The sequence below is a fragment of the Ligilactobacillus apodemi DSM 16634 = JCM 16172 genome, assembly GCF_001434405.1.
Classification (GTDB): Bacteria; Bacillota; Bacilli; order Lactobacillales; family Lactobacillaceae; genus Ligilactobacillus; species Ligilactobacillus apodemi.
In genome coordinates this window covers 483,410-502,061 of sequence record NZ_AZFT01000053.1, presented here as the reverse complement: position 1 = coordinate 502,061, position 18,652 = coordinate 483,410, and the positions used below count along the sequence as shown (strand labels likewise).

22 protein-coding genes and 1 pseudogene are annotated in these 18,652 nt (G+C 35.3%); 5 read left to right on the top strand and 18 right to left on the bottom strand.

What is annotated here, in order from left to right:
• Nucleotides 1–54: 54 nt before the first annotated feature.
• Together FC32_RS10990 and FC32_RS07760 are read left to right on the top strand one after the other, a co-directional pair.
• A pseudogene (locus FC32_RS10990) lies at nucleotides 55–501 on the top strand (HAD family hydrolase); the annotation flags it as partial.
• Nucleotides 502–669: 168 nt separating this feature from the next.
• Nucleotides 670–2,445, top strand: a complete 1,776-nt coding sequence (locus FC32_RS07760; protein WP_025087705.1) for a glycoside hydrolase family 3 protein — start codon at nucleotides 670–672, stop codon at nucleotides 2,443–2,445.
• Between the two features lie 69 nt (nucleotides 2,446–2,514).
• Here the strand turns inward: FC32_RS07760 and FC32_RS07755 are convergent, their stop codons facing one another.
• The 5 genes from FC32_RS07755 to FC32_RS07735 are packed head-to-tail and all read right to left on the bottom strand — an operon-like array spanning nucleotide 2,515 to nucleotide 5,801.
• The gene (locus FC32_RS07755) at nucleotides 2,515–3,228 is read right to left on the bottom strand and encodes a class II aldolase/adducin family protein (protein WP_025087706.1); all 714 of its coding nucleotides are present in this window, start codon (nucleotides 3,226–3,228) and stop codon (nucleotides 2,515–2,517) included.
• On the bottom strand, nucleotides 3,225–3,452 hold the full coding sequence (locus tag FC32_RS07750) for a hypothetical protein (RefSeq protein WP_025087707.1): 228 nt from the start codon (nucleotides 3,450–3,452) through the stop codon (nucleotides 3,225–3,227). The genes FC32_RS07755 and FC32_RS07750 overlap by 4 nt, the downstream gene beginning before the upstream one ends.
• 4 nt (nucleotides 3,453–3,456) lie before the next feature.
• On the bottom strand, nucleotides 3,457–4,983 hold the full coding sequence (locus FC32_RS07745; protein WP_025087708.1) for a PTS galactitol transporter subunit IIC: 1,527 nt from the start codon (nucleotides 4,981–4,983) through the stop codon (nucleotides 3,457–3,459).
• Nucleotides 4,984–5,003: 20 nt separating this feature from the next.
• The gene (locus tag FC32_RS07740; RefSeq protein WP_025087709.1) at nucleotides 5,004–5,315 is read right to left on the bottom strand and encodes a PTS sugar transporter subunit IIB; all 312 of its coding nucleotides are present in this window, start codon (nucleotides 5,313–5,315) and stop codon (nucleotides 5,004–5,006) included.
• A gap of 15 nt (nucleotides 5,316–5,330) precedes the next feature.
• Nucleotides 5,331–5,801, bottom strand: a complete 471-nt coding sequence (locus FC32_RS07735; RefSeq protein ID WP_025087710.1) for a PTS sugar transporter subunit IIA — start codon at nucleotides 5,799–5,801, stop codon at nucleotides 5,331–5,333.
• A gap of 159 nt (nucleotides 5,802–5,960) precedes the next feature.
• On the opposite strand from FC32_RS07735, the gene FC32_RS07730 reads away from it, so the two are divergent.
• The 3 genes from FC32_RS07730 (at nucleotide 5,961) to FC32_RS07720 (ending at nucleotide 8,167) form a co-directional block, all read left to right on the top strand.
• Nucleotides 5,961–6,722 (top strand): DeoR/GlpR family DNA-binding transcription regulator, encoded by a 762-nt coding sequence (locus FC32_RS07730; protein WP_025087711.1) that lies wholly within the window; start codon nucleotides 5,961–5,963, stop codon nucleotides 6,720–6,722.
• Between the two features lie 217 nt (nucleotides 6,723–6,939).
• Nucleotides 6,940–7,230, top strand: a complete 291-nt coding sequence (locus FC32_RS07725) for a type II toxin-antitoxin system MqsR family toxin (RefSeq protein ID WP_025087712.1) — start codon at nucleotides 6,940–6,942, stop codon at nucleotides 7,228–7,230.
• A 13-nt stretch (nucleotides 7,231–7,243) separates the two neighbouring features.
• On the top strand, nucleotides 7,244–8,167 hold the full coding sequence (locus FC32_RS07720; RefSeq protein WP_025087713.1) for a type II toxin-antitoxin system antitoxin SocA domain-containing protein: 924 nt from the start codon (nucleotides 7,244–7,246) through the stop codon (nucleotides 8,165–8,167).
• A 297-nt stretch (nucleotides 8,168–8,464) separates the two neighbouring features.
• Here FC32_RS07720 and FC32_RS07715 read toward each other — a convergent pair whose 3' ends face one another.
• The 13 genes from FC32_RS07715 to FC32_RS07655 all read right to left on the bottom strand — a co-directional run bounded on the left by FC32_RS07715 (nucleotide 8,465) and on the right by FC32_RS07655 (nucleotide 18,483).
• Nucleotides 8,465–10,414, bottom strand: coding sequence for an ABC transporter permease (locus FC32_RS07715; protein WP_056957366.1), 1,950 nt, complete (start codon nucleotides 10,412–10,414; stop codon nucleotides 8,465–8,467).
• Nucleotides 10,415–10,419: 5 nt separating this feature from the next.
• Complete coding sequence (locus FC32_RS07710; RefSeq protein WP_056957365.1) at nucleotides 10,420–11,157, bottom strand: ABC transporter ATP-binding protein; 738 nt, start codon at nucleotides 11,155–11,157, stop codon at nucleotides 10,420–10,422.
• Nucleotides 11,158–11,345: 188 nt separating this feature from the next.
• Nucleotides 11,346–12,560 (bottom strand): MFS transporter, encoded by a 1,215-nt coding sequence (locus tag FC32_RS07705; protein ID WP_025087716.1) that lies wholly within the window; start codon nucleotides 12,558–12,560, stop codon nucleotides 11,346–11,348.
• On the bottom strand, nucleotides 12,541–12,906 hold the full coding sequence (locus FC32_RS07700; protein WP_025087717.1) for a hypothetical protein: 366 nt from the start codon (nucleotides 12,904–12,906) through the stop codon (nucleotides 12,541–12,543). Before FC32_RS07700 ends, FC32_RS07705 begins: the two co-directional genes overlap by 20 nt.
• A 502-nt stretch (nucleotides 12,907–13,408) precedes the next feature.
• Nucleotides 13,409–13,747: a hypothetical protein gene (locus FC32_RS07695; RefSeq protein WP_025087786.1), complete on the bottom strand. Its 339-nt coding sequence runs from the start codon at nucleotides 13,745–13,747 to the stop codon at nucleotides 13,409–13,411.
• Nucleotides 13,747–14,115, bottom strand: a complete 369-nt coding sequence (locus FC32_RS07690; RefSeq protein ID WP_025087785.1) for a hypothetical protein — start codon at nucleotides 14,113–14,115, stop codon at nucleotides 13,747–13,749. The genes FC32_RS07695 and FC32_RS07690 overlap by 1 nt, the downstream gene beginning before the upstream one ends.
• A gap of 38 nt (nucleotides 14,116–14,153) precedes the next feature.
• Nucleotides 14,154–15,533: a lipase family protein gene (locus tag FC32_RS07685; RefSeq protein WP_025087784.1), complete on the bottom strand. Its 1,380-nt coding sequence runs from the start codon at nucleotides 15,531–15,533 to the stop codon at nucleotides 14,154–14,156.
• A gap of 3 nt (nucleotides 15,534–15,536) precedes the next feature.
• Nucleotides 15,537–15,995, bottom strand: coding sequence for a hypothetical protein (locus tag FC32_RS07680; RefSeq protein ID WP_025087783.1), 459 nt, complete (start codon nucleotides 15,993–15,995; stop codon nucleotides 15,537–15,539).
• Between the two features lie 98 nt (nucleotides 15,996–16,093).
• Nucleotides 16,094–16,558, bottom strand: a complete 465-nt coding sequence (locus FC32_RS07675) for a hypothetical protein (RefSeq protein WP_025087782.1) — start codon at nucleotides 16,556–16,558, stop codon at nucleotides 16,094–16,096.
• Nucleotides 16,559–16,640: 82 nt separating this feature from the next.
• On the bottom strand, nucleotides 16,641–16,820 hold the full coding sequence (locus FC32_RS07670; RefSeq protein WP_025087781.1) for a hypothetical protein: 180 nt from the start codon (nucleotides 16,818–16,820) through the stop codon (nucleotides 16,641–16,643).
• 194 nt (nucleotides 16,821–17,014) lie between these two features.
• Nucleotides 17,015–17,227 (bottom strand): hypothetical protein, encoded by a 213-nt coding sequence (locus FC32_RS07665; protein WP_025087780.1) that lies wholly within the window; start codon nucleotides 17,225–17,227, stop codon nucleotides 17,015–17,017.
• Nucleotides 17,228–17,405: 178 nt separating this feature from the next.
• Entirely contained in the window at nucleotides 17,406–17,810 is a 405-nt protein-coding gene (locus FC32_RS07660) for a hypothetical protein (RefSeq protein WP_025087779.1), read from the bottom strand.
• 109 nt (nucleotides 17,811–17,919) lie between these two features.
• On the bottom strand, nucleotides 17,920–18,483 hold the full coding sequence (locus FC32_RS07655) for a hypothetical protein (protein ID WP_025087778.1): 564 nt from the start codon (nucleotides 18,481–18,483) through the stop codon (nucleotides 17,920–17,922).
• Between the last annotated feature and the right edge of the window lie 169 nt (nucleotides 18,484–18,652).

Sequence of the window (18,652 nt, the reverse complement as noted above, 5' to 3'; positions counted from 1 at the left end):
CAAATCAATCTTTATTCTAAAACCCGCGGTGTAAATCGGTTCGTAGGCTTAGTAATGACACTCAAAGCACACGGTATCACAGGAATTCAAAAACTTGATGCTTGGGTTCAAACTACTCCTGAATTTTCTAATCAAGCTTTAGCATGCGAAATCGATAAATACCAGACTGATGATTTAAAAAAAGCACTTCAGTGGTCAAAAGAAGTTAATGCTGAGATCCACCAAGCAAAAGGACCTGATCAGCCCTTTGAAAATGCACTTGCTGGTCTAAAAGCCTTGAAAAAGCGTGGAAAAGTTGTTGTAGTTAGTTCGGCCAACCGTGATGCAATTGAAGCTGAATGGAAACGTCACGGATTATTAGTGGCGATTGATGAAGTATGGTGCCAAGATCGAGGTAAAAAAGCAGAAATCATTCGCCAATTAAAACTTGAAGGCTATCCTAAACAAAACACTTTAATGATCGGTGATGCTGCCGGAGATCTTGCAGCAGCAGAACAAAATAATGTTCACTTCTATCCGATCTTAGTCAACCATGAAGCTCGATCGTGGCACGAATTACAAGAAGTTTTCTTACCACAATTTTTAATTCACCAAAGTAATGAACTTGAAACTGACTATCTTACCAAATTTTGGAATAACCTTGATCAAACAAAGGAAAGGAGAAAAAACATGCCAACTAAAGTTGATTTAACTAAAAAGCCTTATAACCTAGATCAAACCGCAATCGATTGGGTAGAACATACAATTGCTACCATGAGCACCGAAGAAAAAATTGGTCAATTATTTGTTAACATGGGATCTAGTCGTGATAAACAATATTTAACTGATATGGTTGAACGCTATCATATTGGAGCTGTTCGTTATAATCCAGGAACAGCAACAGAAGTTTACGATCAAAACTATATCTTACAAACAGAAAGTAAGATCCCTTTACTGATTGCTGCCAACACAGAAGCTGGTGGGAACGGTGCTTGTACTGATGGAACCGAAGTTGGGGTCGAGGTCAAAAGCGGTGCAACCGCTGATGAAAAATATGCTTATGAAATGGGACGTGTTTCGGGCGTAGAAGCGTCAGCCATTGGTTGTAACTGGAGCTTTGCACCAATTGTCGATATCAATCGCAATTGGCGTAACCCGATCATTTCCAGTCAGTCGTTTGGACAAGATCCTGACAAAGTCTTGGCCCTAAGTCTAGCCTATATGAAAGGAATCCAAGAAAGTGGCATTCTACCGGCTGCTAAACATTTTCCTGGTGATGGTATCGATGAACGCGATCAACATCTCTCGTTTAGTATCAATAGTCTTTCAACTGAAGAATGGGATAAGACCTTTGGTAAGGTATATTCTGGCTTGATAGATGCAGGTTTACCTTCGATCATGGCTGGCCATATCCACATGCCAGCATATGCTAAGCATTTTAACCCTGAGCTTAAAAATGAATATCTCTTACTCGCACCCCTTTCTAAAGAACTGATCACCGACCTTTTGCGAGGTAAATTAAAATTCAACGGTCTAGTCGTAACAGATGCTAGTCACATGCTCGGTTTGACCGGAGCAATGAAACGTTCTGAACTCTTACCAACTTCAATTGCGGCTGGTTGTGATCTTTTCTTATTCTTTAATGATCCAGATGAAGATTTTGGATATATGCTAGATGGCTATAAAAACGGGGTCATTACTGATGATCGTCTCCACGATGCTTTACGTCGGATCCTTGGTTTAAAAGCCAAACTTGGATTCCATCAAACACCAAAAGAAGAAATTCTGCCACCTAAAGAAATTGCTATAAAACAGATCGGTCTACCAGAAAACAAAAAGTTATTCCGTGAAGTAGCTGATGAAGAGATCACTTTAGTAAAAGATAAACAAGATATCTGGCCGATCACACCAGAAAAATATCCACGAATCTTACTAGTTGACGTTCATGGTGTCAAAGGTGGTTTTGGAGAACTTGTTGCTGGAAATCGATCACAAGCGATTGATTTATTAAAAGATCTCTTGCGTGAAAAAGGCTTTGAAGTTGAGAAGCACGTTTCACCTGAAGATTCACTTAAAGGTCTTTCAGCTGAAGAAAAAATCAAAAATATTGCAGGGATCTACGCTACTAAACGTCCGATCAAAGAATTGACTGATAAGTATGATTTGATCATAAATGTGGCCAATGTTAATCCTGGAACGGTTCAACGTATTGTTTGGCCCGCAAGTAAAGGGACGCCAGATATTCCATTTTATATTCATGAGATCCCAACGATTTTTGTCTCAGTTCAATGTCCATTCCACTTAGCTGATGTACTACAAGTTAAAACCTATATCAACACCTACGATGGAAAACAAGAAACGCTTGAAAGCTTAGTAGCTAAGTTGATGGGAGAAGACAATTTTAAAGGTACAAGTCCTGTCGATGCATACTGTGGGTTAAATGATACTATATTTAAGTTTAGTTAGTTAAATACTTTATCTAGCTCTCTAGAATAAAAAACTGCGCTGACCTCACCCGAAGTTAGCGCAGTTTTTCTAATTCTCTATAATTTTTCCTTTAGAATGATATCCATTCAACAATTCTAGCCCTTGAAATACTGCTTCTTTATAGGCAATCTCCGCATTCCATTCAACGGTTTCAAGGATACAGGTGGCATGATGCAGATCATCAGTGGTGATCAGTACACCATGACTATTTAACAAAAAGATATTATTAGCGGCTTTATCGCCTAGAGCAATCAAGTTTTCATGCACCATATCGGCGAGTTCTTTTGAACAAGCAGGACGATATGGCAAACATTTGATCTCACCTAAAGCTAAATCGTTGCTAGTTGCCTCGGTCACATTTGGCATATCTTTTCCGATCGTTGCCCAAAACATTGAATTAAGGGCATGCGAGTGGTAGACCACTTTGATATTTTTATTTGCTTGATAAGCTTCTTGGTGCAGATTTACTTCGCGAGTCAACCGCCCGGAGCCATCAAGTTGCTCGCCAGTCTCTAGATCAACAACTAAGATCTGACTGGCTTCAAGCTCGCCAAACCATGCCTCTGACATAAATGTCGGTGTCATGATCATATAATCATGCCCTTTTTTAAGCTTAACATGCCCATACGCGATATCTTTTGATGCCGTTATTTTTTGTGAAATGTTTCCACCTGCAACATTAGTTAATTTGCGTTCAAACATCTTTCTTGCAACTTTGGCCATATCACGCCGCTGTGCTTCAAATATAAATGATTCAGTCACTCTTTTTTCCTCCTATCATCAAATGCTTTTTGTAGTTTCTGGCGCTTGAGCTCACGTTTTTGATTATATTCGGCAAACAAGACGTCATCTGCTAAAAAATACGTTATTGTTGCTACTATACCTGCACCTAACAAGAGCCACAAATTTTGTTCAACTAGACTTGCCAAAAATAAACTGACTGCTACCAATAAACAGATCGACCAAAATATCTTTGACCGTAACATCATTTCACCTTCTTTTTTGGCTAAAATCCATCCCATCCACTGCATTTAAGTCAACATTTCGATAATTATCGTTTTTCTTTTTGGTGCCACCGATATGCTTACCATCCAAGGCATTTAAAGCAACATCTTGGTAATTAGCCGTTGCTTTTGTAGCTACTGCACTAGGTGAACTGACCGGCACTAAAGTAGCATAGCGTTTACTTGGTAAGGCAATTCTTCGTTGATCTTTATACAGCCAAACAAATAATCCAGTCCAAAGGATGGCAGCAATGATCGCCCACCATTTTCCGGCAAATGCTTGGCCAAAGAACAACCTAAAATCCGGACCTTCAAAAGTTGACCAAGACAATTGTTGACCCGCAGGAACCTTAAAACTTCCAGTTTGTCGTGCTAATTTAGTGATCATTGGGGCAAAATAAGTACCCCCGTATAAAAAGATCGGCGTTGAAATGATCCCTAAAACGATCATCCGCAACAAATTAGCTCCGGTCAATAATAGCGCTGCCACTGCAAAAGAAAGGTTGATGATCCCCGCAAATGGTAAAATATTATTGTTAGGTAAAACAATCGCCAATAATAATTCGACAGGCACTAAGACGATCACGGTTACCCAAAATTCACTACGTCCAGCTAAAATTGGCCAATCTAAACCAATGTAGACTTTGCGATCTTTGAAGTGCTTTTTCATAAAATTTCCCATTGCGTCTGCGATTGGATTTAGCGCTTCCATAAACAATTTAGAGATCATGGGAAATAATGTCATCGCCGTTGCTGCTTCAACAGCTAGCATCAATGATTTAGACAAACCATAACCAGCTCCAAAGCCTAGCAAGATCCCGATAATAAAGCCCATCACCTTATTTTCACCAAAGATCCCGATTTTCTTTTGAATCGCTTCAGAATCAAATGGTTTATTAAAAAGCGGAATATAATCTAACAGCTTATTGAGTGGATTTAAAATAACGGCAAAAAAAGTGATAAAGTGTGGTACAGTCACGCCTTCCATCCCCGTCAGATCCTCAATGTGGCGTTGCCAAACATCCCCAATCTTAAGTTCAAAGATGATTTGAAACGCTGCCACGATAAACCCCAAAAACATATTATTAGTAAAGTAATACACGATAACATAAGTAAAAATCTTGTTCCAAACATTCCACATATCAACGTTAAGTGTCTTAGTCCAGTTAAAAGTCAGCATCACAAAATTGATCGCTAGCAGTAACGGGAAGAACAAAAAGGCAACTTTATATGACCAAGTGATCGCGGCCACCCCGGTCCAACCAGCATCGATGACATTTAAAGTTACTCCAAGAGATTTTGACATTGCCTTACCAGCCGGTGCGATGATCTCTTGCATATAGTTAACAACTAAGTTCATCCCTGAAAAAGCAACTCCTAAAGTAATGGCTACCAGCAATGATTTTTTAAAGGACAATCCTACAACTAACGCGATTATAAACATGATCAAAGGAACAAAGACTGGTCCACCTAAATTCAACACAAAATTGACGACTGCTTTTAAAATTTCCATTGCGTTCACACCTACCTCTTTTAGCTCGTCATTTGTTGTAACGCCCAAATGATCTTTTTGAACGAATCGTCGGCGTTATTTCCCGTTAAAATGTTGACACCATTAACATCCACAATTCCTTGACTATCACAGATATCTTGGATCTCTTTGGTTGGTTTAGCGATCCAAACGTAAATATCATATTTGGCTAAAACACTTGCTAAACCTTTAAAATCAGTGGCTTCTACTTCTACGCCACTAATTTGATGTTCATCTAAAAAATTATTGATCAAACCAACAACAGTTTCTGAAGTGGCTACTCCACTGCCACATGCGACTACGATCTTTGCCATTTTTTCTACCTCCTATTATTTGCCAAATTCCTGTTGTAAAAATTCAAACATTTCGTCTGCTTTACTGATCGTGGTCACCCCCTTCACAAATGCTTTGCGTTGCAAGAGTTGCATAAATTTTTGCAACAAGATAACTTGATTTTTGGTAGCGGTAATTCCTAAAAAGAAGAAATATTGGGTTTGCATCGGTTCATTTAAGCCCATTTGTAAAACATCTAACGCCGTCGCATTTTTCACCATACAAATAAACGCCTTATCAACGTATTCCGGATCGGTGTGAGGTAACGCAAGCGCTAAATACTTTGTCACTAAACCGGTAGGAAATTCTTGTTCCCGTTTTTTTAGTGCATCAGCGTAGGTATTTTGGACATACCCCAATTTCTCCAAGCGTTGAGCAACTTGTTCAAATAATTCAGCCTCATTTTGGTCTGTTAAATCTAGAAAAATAAGCTCTGGGTGTAACATCGACTGATAATCAACTGACATCGCCATACCTCCTAACTAAAACGTTTTCATCTCTTTGCACCATAATTGTATTACTAAAATATCTGAAAAAATAAATATTATTAAAGATATGACAAACATTCAGAAAAGTTTTATTATATTGTTCAAAAGTTCAAAATTTGTTCAAATGGGGTGAATATCATGAAAAGGCAACAACAAAGAATCGAAAAAATGTTAGCTATTTTAGAAGAAAACCAACACATCCATATTAAGAAGTTAGAAGAATTAGTGGGGACTTCAACGTCCACTCTTAGACGTGATTTGATCGAATTAGAAAAATCCGGCATGGTCAAACGAACATTTGGTTTTGTCACGCTGTTAAAAAAGAACAATATCGAATTTACAACAACTTATCGTGAAGCTCAAAATGCCGAAGAAAAAAATAAGATCAGCTATTTTGCGACTAAATTGATCAATAGTAGCGATGCAGTTTTTATTGATACTTCAACCACTTGCCAGTACATTTTGGAACATTTGACTAAACAAACTAACCTAAAGATCATCACTAATAATTTAGCCATTGCGCAAAAAGGACGTCTCCAGTCTAATCTCCATATTTTTTTGGCTGGTGGCGCCCTTATGCCCTATTCAAATTCTTTTCTCGGGACTGATACCCTAAAATATCTTGCTAATTTTCATGCCCGACTCGTATTTTTCTCATGTAATTCTATCAGTGAAAAAGGAATATTCATGGCTGACATGGAACAGACTCGTTGTAAGCAAATTATGCTCGAAAATGCCGACATTTCAGTCTTACTCGTTGACCACACCAAGTTTCGGCAGGACACTGATTTTATCAAAATGGCCCCACTGCACAAATTAGATGTCATCATCACTGATCAAAAACCAAAGGAATCGTTCCTAAAACTTTGCCAAAACAGCGATGTTAAAGTGATTTACTGAAAAAGCTTTTATATCAAAGTAAAATTACTATACTATGAATCTAAAAATCAGAGCCATTATTTTTAACAATCGCTGTTTACTAGTACTCAGAGTCAAATTTCACATTTTTACTTGACTCCAATTTTTCCTTTAAAGTTATACACCTGCTACTAATTAGTAGCAAACGTTAATATGGGGTGCTATAATCAACGTAGAAATAAGTAGTAGGGGGATAGTGATGGATGTTACTGAAGCATTAGCAAGATTAAAATTTCTTGTAAAGCATAATCAATTTCAAATGGTTCGACGTAAAGATAAAATGGCAGTACCCGTTTCAAATTTACTAGCCAAAGAATTAGTTAAACAATTATCTGTCAGTGATTTCGTTAAACATGAACCCAACCGTAATGATCCTTTACAATTTGCTTGGGTATTTAAGACCAGTGACGGACAAACCTACTACATCAAATTTGTTTTTACTGATAATTGTCATAAAGTGATATTTATCAGTTTTCATCTTGACTATTAAGGAGGAAGTTTAAATGGTTTACCAAAAAGATTTCACAACAACTTATACCATCAATGGACGTGAGTACACAGTAACTGCACCGGCTCTTTTTGACAGTACCACTGATGAACTGCTTCCAAATAAAGAGTTGGATGATAAAGCAGCAGAGATAGCAAGACAGCTATACCGTGAAGAAATGGGTCTAATTACACCAGAAGAGTTAAAAAAGTATCGTGCAAAAATTGGTTTATCTCAGAGAAATTTAGCAGAGCTGACAGGATTAAGTCCTAATACAGTTGCATTATACGAAGCTGGTGCATTCCCAACAACTGCAAATAACAAGTTACTAAAAGCTTTAATCAACAATGATAAAATATTACAACAGTATATAATTGATGACTCTGGAAACTACTCTGACGAATTAGTTTCAAAAATTAATTTCTATTTTCAAAATGAAAATGATGTTGTTACTACACAAAACGGCGAGCCGAAGTACACGGCTATTCAACTAGCTAATTGGTTCCGTGTAGAAAATTATTTTGAAAGAGAATTTGACTTAAATATTGAACCGATTACCCAAATGAAGGTCATAAAATTACTATACATGGCATATGGTAGATATTTGGCTATGACTCGTAATAGACTATTTTCATCACCAATTATCCATATGCAATATGGTCCGGTAATTACTGAAGTCCATGATGCATTCAAAAGTTTTACAGTACTGGATCAAGATAAACCTTCTAAGGTAGCACTAGATGACTACAATACTGTATCTCAAGATAGTGAAATATCCGAACTTTTAAATAATGTAAACCAAGATTACATTACCTACAATGCAGCGAGGTTAAGTAAGTTGACTCATCAGCCTGATTCTCCATGGAGTCTGACTCCAGATAGAATGATAATTAAAGATCAGCTAATTTTTGATACTTTTAGCCGTGGAGTCGAAAAATAAACTTTTCATTTCCTAGTGAAATTCAAAAAGCTTAGAATTACGTTATTGAAAACGTTAATTCTGAGCTTTTTTACATTGTAAATATCGTTACTTGTGATATTAGTATAACTGAGATTACTATATTTTCATCTTGTACTTTTATTATAAATGGCGCTATATTGGCTAATTCTAAATACAAATAATAAAAAAAGGAAGTCAGAAACATCCGACTTCCTTAGGTGTAAACCGAAGTAATACACCCCAATTAGATAATATTATCTTATCACGTTGATAAATGTAATGCCAATCATGCATGATTTACTGACGTTTTGCACCTACTCTACAGTAACTCACGATTTCCTTTAAAATCGAGTTGCCAGCGAGTACATATACTAGCAAATAAATTGGTAAAAAAAGGCACAAAGTATAGACTAGTGGTTGCCCTAACCGCAACCAAAGTCCGGTAGTGATCGAATCCGTGATAAAGTAACTGATTCCTAGTACACCAAATATCCCATTTAGTAACCCCAGTAACAATGGTGGTAAAAAAAGCCACGTATTTTCAGTAAAAATAACTCGTCTGAGATCTTTTATTCTGTAACCGAGTTTCGCTAAAGTATCATATTCTTTCACTAACGATAGTTCCTCGATTCGAGCAGTAAAATACAACACTGTACTGATCGCAACAAAAAATAATATTGAAACAAGTGTGATCATTAAAAATGTCGGACTATTAGCATTAGTGATCGTTTGGTCTCTCTCTTGGGCACTGATATAGGCCACATTTGTCTTTTTTTTAAATGCTGTAACAAAAGCTTGATCGTCTCGTAAATTAGCCCCTTCAAAAGAGATGATCCAGTATCTATCAGCTAAATGCCTGGTTTTATATTGGTTAAAATCCGCGTCATTTACCACAACTGTCACTACACTGTTAGCAAAGGCAAATGGATTGTTATTAGTTGTTCGTTTAACCATTAATGGCTCTGCTTCATTTTTTAAGCTAAATTGCTGATTTATCGTTTGCTTACTAGCATAATAATTCACAAGTACACCTTGGTGGGCAGAAATCGCAGTCAATGGTATTTGCTGTTGTAATTTCATGAGTCTGTTGTAGCTTTTCAACGAGATCAAATCGAGATGATCACTTGCATTTTGGTTTGAAAAGTACCATTTCTCATTTAATTTAGTTCTTAAAATTTCTGTTTGAACAACTGTAGCATCAAAATCACGCTCAAGTTTACTTAGTTGTTGCTTAGTTAAAGTGCGTTTTTGGCTAGCCACCGTCTCAAGTGCTACTGGAACGATGCGCTTGGTCGCTTCATACGGATAAAACAGCGTTAAAATTGTGACCCCTAGTAACATTACCGAGCCAGTCGTCAAAAGCGTCAGCATTGTTAGTAAACGTCCCTTATTTTGCAAGCGATGTCGCATCCGTGGTAAAACTACAATTCCGCTAGTTCCATATAAAATATGTTTTTTATTTAGCAAAAAATTAACTAGGTATGGCAATGAAAATAAGATAAATAAAATACTTCCACTACCTAACAAAGCAACGGTCAAAGCTAACACTGGCATATATCCTATTTTGAGCCACAATGAATTTGCACCAGCCAATAAATTTAAAAATAAACCATCGGCGCTGATGATTCCTAACAACCCTAAAAATGCTAACCATGGATGTAATTTGCCCGTTTTATCTTGTTGTTGCTGCAAATTCAAAATATCAGCTAAGTTCTTTTTAAAAATCAAACTTAATTCCAAATAAATCAACAAAACAATGCTTAAAAATAAACCCAACATTGCCAAAAAGGCAGTACTATCAATTTTAAAGCCCCATAGTGGTAACGCCAATTTTAAAAATTTGATCAGTCCCGTTCGTAATCCCAAATAAAAAACATACCCTAAAGCTAAAGAACACAAGCCTGCTAGAAATAAAAGAATGACATTTTCAACTAAAAAGAGACGCACGATTTCTTGACACCGAAAACCTAGGATCGAATAAATCCCTAATTCTTCGGCTCGTTGACGAATAAAAAACTGATTGAAATACAAAAAATAAAAAATGATCGCAACCATAAAGAAGAGACTGATCGTCTGGATCATGGTCTCAATATTAGTATCTTCCGCCAAACGGTCAACGATCACCTGATCACTTGAAAAGCACTGCAAAACAAAAAATAAGCTAAAGAGCAATAACTGTGTCAAAAAATAGACCCGATATAAGTTACGGTCATGTTTCAAATTTGAGAGACCCACCTCAAGTAACATCCCATTCACCTCTCTAATTCCAGCATCATTTCAGACAAACGCTTTTGATAGGTTTGATTGGACTCTTGTTTTTCTAATACAGCATGAAAATGCCCATCCTTTAAAAAGAGTACCCGATCAGCAAAACTGGCTGAATACGCATCATGTGTTACCATTAAAATTGTCGTCTGCAACTCTTGATTGATATATGCCATTTGTTGCATGATCATCTTAGTTGAATTAGAATCCAAAGCGCCTGTTGGCTCATCAGCGATCAATAATTTGGGCTCTTTGACTAAAGCTCGAATGATTGCAACTCGCTGTTTTTGACCCCCGGAAAGTTCATGGGGATAATGATCTAACACCGCTTCAAGCTCAAACTTTCGACTAAGAGTGGCTATCTTGTGTTCAATCATTTTGGAATCTTTTTGCAATAGTGATAAAGCTACTGCGATATTTTGACGGGCAGTTAAACTAGCTAATAAACGATAATCTTGAAAAATAAAACCTAAGTTGTCACGCCGAAATATCGTTGCTTCATCGGCTGACATTTTAGCAACGTCTACTCCTTCAAATAAAATCTTGCCTTTACTAGGAACATCAAGTGTTGCAATACTATTGAGTAACGTTGTCTTGCCCGACCCAGATGTGCCCATAATGGCAACAAATTCTCCGGCTTTAATTGAAAAGTCGACTTTGTCTAAGGCCAAAACATCACTGTTACCGTAACTTTTACTGACAGCTTCAACTGTTAATAGTTTCATTATTTTTCCTCAACTTTCTTACCGGTAAACATTTCTACATATTAATCCTTTAGTAACAACGTCTCTTTTTCTCTGATAAATTAAGCATAACCAGATATTTTAAGGAATCCTACTTACAAAATAAGCGCCCAACTTACGATTTTGTAAGATGGACGCTTATTTTTCCTGTGTAATTTTCCTCCAAAAGCCTATATCCTTTCTTTGAGATGATCTTTATTATTATTTACATATTTATATGGTTTCTTGATTGAACTAAATATTAATGCACCTAGAATCATCAAGCTCACATAAACCATGAACCCCCACTGTGCTCCAACATGATCCATTATCTTACCGACGCTATAATTTACCCCAAATTGGAAAATTAGATTTACAAAGTTCCAAAATGAAACCACTGCTCCTAATAAATTACTAGGCACAAATTCCATTGCCCTAGTGTAGATAACAGTCCGAATTGCAGGTCCCACCAAACCTAGTAGGAAAATATAACTCGCTCCTAGAGTTAAGCTTCGATTAATACTAAAAATACTCCTAAAATTGCAGCAATGAGAAACAATGGCAAAATAAGATGATCTTTTTGGATAAATTTTGCAATAATTTGGGAGTAAAATACCAGCTAAACATGCCCCGATACCATACATTGTATCCGTAAAACCATAACTGATGGAATTTCCTGCTAAATGTTCTTGTATATATCCCGGTAACGATGTATTGATTATATTCGCTCCTATAAAGGGAATGTATAAAACTAACCCCAGTAAAATTAACCACTTTTGTTCCAATAGATAAGAAATAATCTTAGTTTTATCTTCCAAATCAGTCTCAATTGGTTCATTATATTTAATAAGCGTAAAAATAAAAAATGAACCTATAAATAATAATGTTCCTATTATCAAAATATTTATAAAGCCAATATAGTGGTAAAGTATTCCCGAAACCAAAGCAGAAGAAAACAGTCCAACCTGCATTGAAATTTCAGCAAATGAATTTATTTCTAAAACATTTTTCTCCAACGTAAAACTATTCAAAATATCTTTTGAAGCTGGAAAATATAAGTTCCATCCAATTCCGTTACTTAACGCTAATAAGTATATGGCCATATGATTTTTAACGCCTACACTAAACAATAGTAGTGGCAATACTATAAAGATAATTCTAAAACAGTAGGAAATCATCCCCACTCGTTTTAAATTTACTTTTCTTAATAGAACAACTGCAATGATTGAAATTAATAGTCCTGCCACCACATTAATATTAGCGAAAGTGGCTATTAATGTATTTGATCTATACATATCAATAATGTACCAATTCATGGCAGCTAGTACTATACCTGCACTAAATTGTGAAATAAAGTCACTAACAATAAATAGGACAAAACTTTTTTCATAAATTATACCTCGCAAAAAATTTTTTCTCTTTATCAGATAGTTTTAGTTGAACACCTTTGCGTTGAAAAAATTCTATGGCGGCAATTTTTAAATCACATTCAGGAATTGAGTGAAAGCATTTATCAATGAATTTGTTATCCATATCTCGTAGATAAGCATTATAGGTGAATAAAAGTTGAAGCCACACCCTAAACATTGGATCTTCAATCTCTGAACACATTTTAGAATATAAATTATCATCAATTTTATATTTCATTTGGGTATATCGTTCTGATAAGTTCACCAAATTTAATTTATGATTTACAGTAGCTTTATAATTAGCAAATTCATCTTCCCACCGATTAACAATAACTATGTTCATAACGCACCTCCTATTAATTTAGACTTATTATACTCGTTATTTTTAATTAATCAAACAGTTTTTTAATTTTGATTATAATTATTTTTTAACATAAAACTCACCACAAGTTATAACCCCTTTAAAATGAAAGTTTATACCGCTTTCAACAATAGAAAAAAATTCCAGAACATATTAATTTATATCTAATAATAAATTTTAAAAATCCGTTATGTAATAATATATTTTTTTATAAATAAAACTTGAATATATTTATTTAGTCCATCCATAGTTATCCTAATCTTTGAACGATTAAGTATTCGTAAAAACTAGATATATAAATCTACTCTTACTGATTTAATTCCATACAAAAAAGCCTGATATGTAGCTACATATCAGGCTTGCTTTGATATTTTGAAGATATACATAAATATAATCGAAAAAATATTTTTTCAAAATTGCTAGAATACTGATGACCTAGGAGAGACCAAGTGTCAGACATTTTAGAGTTTAATTTTCTTTCTCGCTATATCTCCCCAAATTCTTGGGCTATCTTCTTTGCAGCTTTACTGGAACCTTTAGCCAATTCACCTTCCATTGCTTGGGGTAAGATCTCAATATCATGCTCAAGATTTGTTTTAGTTTCAGTTGCATACGAATGGATCGTAGTTTCACCATTTTGATAAAGTTCATCTTTTTTACGTTTTCCACTAGAAGCAACAAATACCCTGATCATAAGTTGTTGCGATAATTTTTTGATCTGCTTTTTTGCATTTGCTACTAAGACAGGATTGTTTGCTAAAGTAGCCTGGTATACAAGTTCTGTTTGATACCTTATCGCCGTGTAAAACCCCGCAATATCCATTATTGATCTCTCCTATATTTTGAAAATTTTTCTGCCAGCATATCTTGTTTTTTACGATAAGCAACTTGATATTCTTCCCACTCTAAATCTAATTTTTTTCGTTGTCTACGATACACTTCTTGTGAGCTCTCAGATAGTCCTGCATTGATTTGTTCTAATTTTGAAAAGCTTGAATTCTCAGCCTCCAATTTTCCTAAAACTTGGCGCGTTACACCTGTTGTTTCCGCATAAATATTATTTAGCTCATAGGCAATTCTAGCGATGTTTTCTTGTGACTGTTCATATTGCTTTTTTCGACGAAGGTACTCATTTTCAAGCTCTTCTTGTTGTTGATATAGTTTCTTTTCAAATTCCGTTTTATCTACCATATTTCCCCCATATTGTAATTATTTCACTCAATATTTTACTAACCTATGCCAAATTCCTGTGCTAGTTCTTGATCATCAGCTATCCTTTTTTCGATGCGCTCGGCTAATGACTTGTCATAAGTTGCAAGCTCACTTTTGATTTTCTCTAAAGGCTTTATTTTCTCAGCTAATTTTTCTGCCGGTTCTTCATACAAATTACTTTTGGCTGCTCCTGCACTTTTGAGAACTGCTAGTATTTCTCCTGCTGATAATTCAGTCCCAACTTGCTTTGCGGCTTGTAACGTATTTTGCCAATTCATTTCTAGCTTATTTTCTTCTTCCTTTTCGGTCTTTTGGATCACCTCTATGCCAGCTTGACCATGTGCCTTGATGGCATCTTTAAGTGTACAAGCTAAAGCAGCATCTAGCTTGATCTTACCACCTTTTACACCATATTTTTGTCCATAGCTTTGCTTTAAGCCTTGGAACTTTTGTAATCTTGTTGCTAATGTTGAATCGGCCGTTGATACTGTGCTTTCAAAATCAGCTTGTGTCTTAGGAACAACCAATTTCCCTTGCGCATACTTGAAATTGCTATTTTCATCAAACCAACCAGATACATCATAATTTTTATTTAAAATATCCCATAATTCATCTTTACTTAGTGGAATCGTTTGACCATTTTTTAAGACTAATTTTCTTTGTGGTAATGCTAGTAACGTTTTTAATAGATCAATGTCACCGAATCCAGTTCCATTTTTATAATAATGTTGAAAACTGCCACTTAATTTTCCACCAAAAATCGTATAGCTATTGTTATAATTTCCAATAAGATCATCGGCATTCAAATAACTAGCAACTTTAGTCGGGTTCTTTAAAATATATTCTTGGTCTGCTTTACTCATTCTGTCCTTTGGTATTGGAGCATTGAAAGTGACCGTCTTTAATTTTTTCTTTGCCCCGACAGTCAAAGCAAGAGAACCTCCCAGAGAATGCCCTGTTACAGCTAATTTGGCTTGCGGGTATTTTGCTTGAATATAGTTTGCATATCCAAGTGCCGTATCAAATTGACTCACTGGTGGTTCAAAGACTTCAAGCATCTTTTTAGTTCGTGAGAGTGACCCATCGACATCAGCCACATCAAAAGCATCTGTCAATAAATCTAGTCCATCTTCGGGATTAGTTCCAGCGTAGGCAATCGTGATTTGACTATAGTCAACAACACCATCTTTAATTGGTGCTACCGCCATAGCTTGCATGTGATTGGGAATACCATATTGATTTTTATCACCGTATGTGCCGTTACGGGAGATGTCGAGGATTTCATACTCTGTATCTTTACAATCTAACTTTTTTCCAATATAGTATTCTAATCCTTTTTTAGGATCTACTAGATATACTTCTTTAGCCACATTATTGTAAGTAATAAGAGCGTCCATTTTCTATTCCTCCCAATATTTTACTGCTACTCCATCTAATGTCTTTTTACTATTAGAAACATGTTTGACCTCATCGCCATGCATTGCATTTCCTTCAGGTGTACCATCTTTTGCCACACTTATTCCGTCAATAACATACTTTTTATTATTATTAATCATCACTGATGTAGCTCTACCACCTGCTCCAACAATGCCATAAGTCTTTATTTTACCTACTTTTATTTCTTCTATTGGTTCTGCTACTTCATAATTTTGGACTACCCACAAAGCAATTTTTTGTCTTGCTTCTGCTTGATCTGCAACTTCTTTTTTACTTTCCCTAATTGACTCAGCCTTCTTTTGTTTTTGACGTTCGATGCGCAAGTGTTGTACCCCCTTAATGATTGCCATACCAGCTCCTCCTATCAAACTCAAACCAAGTATTGTGATTACAACTATCTTTACTTTTTTATTTTTTAACATAATTTGCTCCTATGTAATTTAGTACTACTATCCATTGCTTGCATGTACCTTAGAACACCATATTGATTTTTATCACTTTAAATTTCTTAGATTTAGATTCATTCATTATTCCCCCAATAAATTACTTCCACACCATCTAAAATTGTATTATTAGTTTTATTAGAATATTTATATATATCATCCATTGGTTCTATAAATGTATCCTCGGGTTTTCCATCGCTCAATAAAATACTACTAATTACATAATCACCATTTATTCTTACATCAACCGACGCACTACTTGATTCTAAAAGTCCGTGTTTTTTTATTTTTCCTATCTCTATCTTCTTAATTGGTTCTGGTCCTTCAAAATGTTGCACGACCCATAATGCAATTTTTTGTCTTGCTTCTGCTTGGTCTGCAACTTCTTTTTTACTTTCCCTAATTGACTCAGCCTTCTTTTGTTTTTGACGTTCGATGCGCAAGTGTTGCACCCCTTTAACGACTGTCATCCCGATTTCGCCAACTAATAATACTCCAGCGATCACCATGACTATTAATCTTATTTTTCTATTGCTAAACATGGTGCCCTCCATTGGATTATTATCTAAATAACTTAACTAGCGTCATTAAAGTATGGTAATTTTTACGTAAACTAATATTTTCTTATTTTGACTCGTTTTTCTCCTGTTTACTTTCACTATTTGACTCATCTTTTTGCTGTTTTTGATGTTCAATTCGTAAGTCGCGGATCTCTTTAATAACTGCTTCGCCTATAATGACTGCTCCACTAAGTAACAAAACACCTAATACTGTGATAACGATGATTTTGAGATTTTTTCGCATGTTTTTTCACCTTTCCCTCTTTAAATTTTTATTTTATTCAGCATTTGTTTAAGTTTGCCTTTCGATTTAAGTAACTACTACAAATTATTTAAACCTAGGATCATTACGTTGATAATCACAGAAACACTTCGACCTCCTGAAGCTAAAATTCCATAAGTATAAATTTTTCCTACTTCGATCGTCTTGATTGTTTTTTATCCATCATAGTGTTGTACTACCCACAATGCGATCTTTTGCCGAGCTTTAACTTGGCGAGAAGCTTCTTTTAATGACTCAACTCTCTTTTGTTTTTTTCGCTCAACTTGCAAATATGTTACACTTTTAACGGCCACTATACTCACACCACTAAATAGTGATATTCCTAAGGCTATGATCACCACGATTCTTACTTTTTTATTACTCCACATACTCTTCTCCAAAATACACAAGTTGCCAAACTGTATTTTGAGTGTTTTTTAATTAAATACTAACTTTTTCCAATTTGATTTTTTGCAACAAAAATAAACAGACCCACACTAGCACTCAACGTAGCTCTGTCTTTGCTTATCAATATCTTTCAAAATTGTTACACTTTACTATGAGTGATCACTGATACCTAGAATCATTTTTGTATCTTACATCCCTTTGTTTTCCTTCCCAGTAAATCACTTTAATTCCCTCCAAATTTCTGTCAGTCATCGCTTTTTCTATATAATTGTACTCGTTATCATCAAAATAGCTTCCTGAATCGGTTGGATTATTTGTCCTATCCATACTTATGCCTTCAACAATATTTTGCTTCTTTGTATTAATAATTATCGAAACACTTCGACCACCTGATTCAAAAATACCATGAGTATATATCTTTCCTACTTCAATCGTCTTAATTGGTTTAGGGCCATCAAAATGTTGTACGATCCATAATGCGATTTTTCTTCGTGCCTTAGCTTGTTTTGCAACTTCTTTTTTGCTCTCTTTGATTGATTGCCGTTTTTTGTTTTTGATGCTCAATTCGTAAATATCCCACTCCCTTTACAGTTACTACACCTGTGATCACTAATAGAAATCCGCCTAATATCACAATAATTACTAATTTGAGCCTTCTTTTCATCCTTTTCACCTAAGATATTCCAAATCTTTGCGCTAATTCTTGATCGTCGGATATACGTTTTCTAATACTCTTACTTAGTGCCTTATCATAGTCGCTAATTTTTCTTTGAATATCTTCTATAGATTCTACTTTTTTACTTAATTTTTTAACTGGTTTAGTATCTAGTGCTTCTTTATCTGCACTAGCTTCATGAAGAATTTGCAAAATCTCTACTTCGGATAACTCACTTCCAATTTGTCTAGCAACTTGAAAAGTCTCACGCCAGTTATTTTCTAGTTCACTTTCTACTTGTTTTTTGGTTTCTTTTATCACTTTAATACCTGCTTGACCATGTGATTTTATTGCATTTTTAAGTGCTAATGCAGTTACGGCATCAAGTTTTATCGTCTTACTGTAGTTATGAAAACTAGAACTAAATTTTTTGATTTTACCTAAATCATAAACGAATCTCTTATCAATTCGACTAACTTCTTTTTTAAAATTTTTTTGTGCGTTAGTGATTGGAATGTATTCGTCTTGGTAACTAAATTTTCCATTTTCATCAAACCCGTTTTCAATTTTGTGATATTTCATAAGTTAGCTTCTTGCCACGCTAAAGGTACACTTTTTTCTAAAGTTCCGATTGGTCCCACACTCTTAGCTAAAAAATGTCCAACTACTTCGATAAAACTAAGTTTATTTGGATCTATTCCTTGTTGTTTTAACCACTTTACAAAGGAATTTTTGCCGTAATAACGTTGAA